Origin of the sequence: Bradyrhizobium oropedii, from assembly GCF_020889685.1 — a bacterium.
Lineage (GTDB): Bacteria > Pseudomonadota > Alphaproteobacteria > Rhizobiales > Xanthobacteraceae > Bradyrhizobium > Bradyrhizobium oropedii.
Window position 1 is genome coordinate 1 of sequence record NZ_JACMYO010000352.1, and the last position, 3,324, is coordinate 3,324.

The 3,324-nt window shown below is 66.5% G+C and carries 2 protein-coding genes; both read right to left on the minus strand.

Going from position 1 to position 3,324, the window contains the following annotated elements:
* Positions 1 to 403, minus strand: a 403-nt coding sequence (gene tsaE / locus H8A95_RS42185) for a tRNA (adenosine(37)-N6)-threonylcarbamoyltransferase complex ATPase subunit type 1 TsaE (protein WP_229188332.1), incomplete at its 3' end; no start/stop codon positions are given.
* On the minus strand, positions 400 to 2,910 hold the full coding sequence (locus H8A95_RS42190) for a sensor histidine kinase (RefSeq protein WP_229188333.1): 2,511 nt from the start codon (positions 2,908 to 2,910) through the stop codon (positions 400 to 402). The genes H8A95_RS42190 and tsaE, both read right to left, overlap by 4 nt.
* Positions 2,911 to 3,324 lie beyond the last annotated feature (414 nt).

Here is a 3,324-nt window from a genome sequence, read left to right on the forward strand (position 1 = left end):
CCGGGCGGTGGCTGAACGCGATGTCGATGCGGTCGGCGGGCATCGCGCCGGGCGCACGTTCCGGCCATTCGATCAGCGCCACGATATCGTCGGGCAGCGGCGACAGCCCGATCTCCTCGAGCTCGCTGGCATCGTTGATGCGGTAGAGGTCGGCGTGGACGAGCGGAAACGACGGCAGCTCGTAGCTCTGCGCCAGCGTGAAGGTCGGGCTCGGCACCTCCAGCGCATCGTCGGCGGCGAGGTAGCGGATCAGCGCGCGGGCGGCCGCGGTCTTGCCGGCGCCGAGGTCGCCCGACAGCGTGATGACGTCGCCGGCGCCGATCAGGAGCGCCAGGTCGGCCATCAGCTCTGACGTCGCGGTTTCGTTCGCGAGCGCCACCGAGAATGTCGAGGTCGCCGTCATTCTGCGGCGTTGCGATGTGCGGTCTGGTCGATCGGGAAGTCGCAGGTCACGGTCGTGCCGCGGCCTACGGTCGAATCGACGCGCACCCGTCCGCCATGCAGTTCGACGAAGGAGCGGACCAGCGACAGGCCGAGCCCGGCGCCGCGATGCCGCGAGCCATGGGAATGGCTCTCGAACCAGTTGAACACCTTGTCGCGCATGTCGGCCGGAATGCCGGGGCCGGCATCGGTCACCGCGAACACCACGCTGTGCTCGGTGCGGTGCGCGCTGATCGTGACGGTGGCGTCATGCGGGGAGAAGCCGACGGCGTTGGCGAGCAGATTGTAGAGCACCTGCACGACGCGCCGCTCGTCGCCGACGAAGGCGCCGATATTGGGCTCGATATCGACCTTGAGCGTGATCCGGTCGGTCGCGAGGCGATCCTGGATGCCTTCCGCAGCGGCGTCGATCGCCTGGCCGATATTGACCGGGCCGAGCTCGAGCTTCATCGCACCGGCGTCGATGGTGGCGAGGTCGAGAATGTTGTTGGTCAGCGCCAGCAGCGCGTTGGTCGATTTGGTGACGTAGTCGAGATATTCGGCCTGCTTCGGCGTCAGCGGCCCGGTCGAGGGATCGCTGAGGAAATGCGCGAAGCCGATGATGGTGGTGAGCGGTGCGCGCAGCTCGTAGGAGACGTGGTGGACGAAATCCACCTTCATCTGGTCGGCGGTTTCCAGCGCCTCGTTGCGCTCGCGCAGTGCCCGCTCGACATTCTCGGTGTCCGAGATGTCCTGGAAGGCCAGCAAGGTCTTGCCGTCGGGCAGCGGGATGGTCATGCAATTCAGAACGCTGCCGTCCTTGCGCTCGAGCTTGAGCGCGACCTGGGCGCGGTTCTCGATCGCGGTGATCTGCTCGCGCAGCGTCCGCCAGGTCAGGGCGTCGTCGAACAGCGGCCTGCACAATGCTTCCACCGCCTCGATGTGCGGCTCGCCCTGCAGCGCGTCGGCCGGCAGCTTCCACATCTTGGCGAAGGGCGGGTTGAACAATTCGGCGCGGCCGTTGCTGCCGAACACTGCGACCGCTTCGCTGAGATTGTCCAGGGTCTCGCGCTGCACCCGCGTCAGGCGGTCATAGCGGCGGGCGAGGTCGAGGCTCTCGGTAACATTGTCGAACAGATAGGTGACGCCGCCTTCGAGGTTCGGCGTGGTGACGACGCTGATGGCGCGGCCGTCGGGCAGGAACCAGGTGTAGGTCTCGGCTTCGACCGCGCGATAGGCCTCGTGCAGCTTGGCCTTCCAGGCACGGAAATCCGGCTGCTCGGGCAGCTTGCGGTTGGCGCGCAGCCGGTCGAGCACGCTGGAATCGTCGGGATTGCTGTCGAGGAAGGCCTGGTCGAGGCCCCACAGCCGCCGATAGGATTCGTTGTAGAAGGTGAGCCGCCGGTCGGCATCGAACACCGCGACGCCCGAGGACAATTGGTCGAGGGTACGCCGGTGCGCTTCGATCATCCGCGCGATCGCCGCGCGCAGCGCCGCGGCCTCGCTGGCGTCGATCGCGATCCCGGCGCTGCCGCCGGAGAGCTTCAGCGCCTGCACGTCGTAGATCCGCCGCTCGCCGCTGACCACGATCGGCAGCCGCGCGGCATAATTGGCATTGTCGTTCAGCGCGCGGGTCAGTTCGGTGCGCTGGTCGCTTTCGAGCAGTTCGAGATTGCGCTGGAGCGCGTCCGACACGCTCTTGCCCTCGGTGGCGCGGACATAGGCCGCGTTGGCATAGCGCAGATTGCCCTCGAGGCTCTTGGCCCAGATCGGCCATGGCGCGGCGGCGGCAAAATCGCGCAGCAGCTCGGTCTCCTCCTGCAGCGCCTTGTAGCGCAGGTTGGACTCGGCAAGCTCGCGGCGCAGGCCGCCGAGCTCGCGGATCCGCACGATGGCTTGTCCCCCGATCGCGCGGCCCATCGCCTCGATGGCACGGCCAGCCGAGGTCGAGAGGTTGAGCAGGAACGCCTCGCCCTTTTCGCGCAGCGCGTCGACGGCGTGGTCCATCTGCAACGCCGGCTCGGGCGGCAGCCAGGTTCCGAAGGCGAGGACGCGTTGCGGCGAGCTTTCCTGCGACATCACCAGCGAGATGTCGCCGGAGATCTGCGGCCGGTTGTCGCCCGCGGCCCAGGAAATCAGGACCTGCGGCTCGACGAACAGCAGCGCGCGCAGCCGGTCCGATTGCGCTTGCAGATCGGTGATCTCGGATTGCAGCTGCTCCTCGGCCCTCGTCGCCCGCAAACGGGTGCGCATCAACAGGATCGCGGCCACGGCGGAGAAGCCGACCAGCGCGAACGACGTCGCGAGAACCGCGATCTCCTGGTGGTTGAAGCCGAGATGATCCGACAGCGCCTGGGCCACCAGGCTTTCGGCGGCAAACGAATTGCGGGCCGGCAGCAATGCGGTGATGGCGAGCCCAAGCATGCCGTCGCGCGCCAGTGAGGTGCATGACAGCAGGGTTCGACGCATTGCCGCGACTACGCCCGACATATGTTGCCCCAGAACGCACAAACCTTAAGGCATGATCCGGAAAAGAGGAGACCGGTGTTCCCTCACGGCAAACGTATGCCGTTTGTCCGGGGATCATGCCCAAGCAGGACCCGACAGCCCGACGAAGACCCCCCGTCGCGCTCGAATCAATCCAGAATAATCCCAACGGGACTCGGCGAGTAAGAGTCCAGACCGTGAACGCAGAATCCGCTGTGAAAAAATGCGGCCGGCGATGTGGATTTTACGCGAATTGACTCCGTATTCGTGCGGAGGGCGCGCTCGAAGCGTGATCCGCCGGAGGCGTCCGCACACTTCTCAAGTCGGGACGGTGCTGCGCTCCCTCTCCCCGTTCTTACGGGGAGAGGGTTGGGGTGAGGGGCTGCTTCAGCGAATACGAGCTGCGTTTGCGGAGGC

What these genes read in the sequence shown, in the direction of transcription:
- H8A95_RS42190 (WP_229188333.1), bottom strand. Translation starts at nt 2,910, where the DNA reads ATGTCGGGCGTAGTCGCGGCAATGCGTCGAACCCTGCTGTCATGCACC.